Consider the following 751-nt stretch of genomic DNA (forward strand, 5'->3'; position numbering starts at 1 on the left):
AATTATCTACGTCTTCACTTGCGATAGTAAATAAGTTGTCTAGTGTGCTTGCATAGCTTTTTACTTTTAAATCCAGCTCTCTATATTGAGAGTCTTTTAATTTATTCTGTCCAAGACTTGTAACAACAATAAGTATCGCTAAATAAATAGAAACGATTATTGCGCTTATCGTTATTATCTTTTTACTGGATATTTTTTTAACAGCCTTTTTCATCGAATTTTCTTACTATCTTCTAAGAAGTAATCGTTATAAAAGTAGTAAATGGACGGGTAGTATTTTTTAACGAGCTTTTCATACGTCCCATCTTTTTTAATAGAATCTAAATAACGATCAAACGCTTCGCGTAATTCCGGTGAATTTTTACGGAACGCAACAGCCATTTTTTGATTTTCAGAAACAGGGCCAATAACTTTTATTTCTCCCGGCCATTTTTCTAAAGCAATTAATGTGTCTGCTACATCCAATAAGGTACTTTCAGCATCATTTTTCATGATGGCAGGTACCATTTCGTTTAAGAGTCGTTTGCCATCGGGCAAAATCACTTTGGCACCCGTGTCGTACAAGTCGTAAAGGTTTGGGTCTAGGCACGAATGCTCTAGCGCCAACACTTCTCGTCCATCGATCAACTCTTTCACTGTCTTGACGTCTTCGTCGATCGAGCCACTGGGCTTAATTGGACTTAAACTTGAATCGGTACGAGAAACAAGCCATACCGCCGATGGGAAGTAGTCCTGAGAAAAGTCCAATACC

At 37.7% G+C, this 751-nt stretch carries 2 protein-coding genes; both read right to left on the reverse strand.

Annotated elements, in window-relative coordinates; all coding sequences use genetic code 11:
• Positions 1-214 (reverse strand): hypothetical protein (locus R7093_RS25255; protein ID WP_140058238.1); only part of this gene is annotated, 214 nt, incomplete at its 3' end.
• Positions 211-751, reverse strand: a 541-nt coding sequence (locus R7093_RS25260) for a transporter substrate-binding domain-containing protein (RefSeq protein WP_318147024.1), incomplete at its 5' end; no start/stop codon positions are given. The genes R7093_RS25260 and R7093_RS25255, both read right to left, overlap by 4 nt.

Source organism: Vibrio sp. 1580, assembly GCF_033340055.1.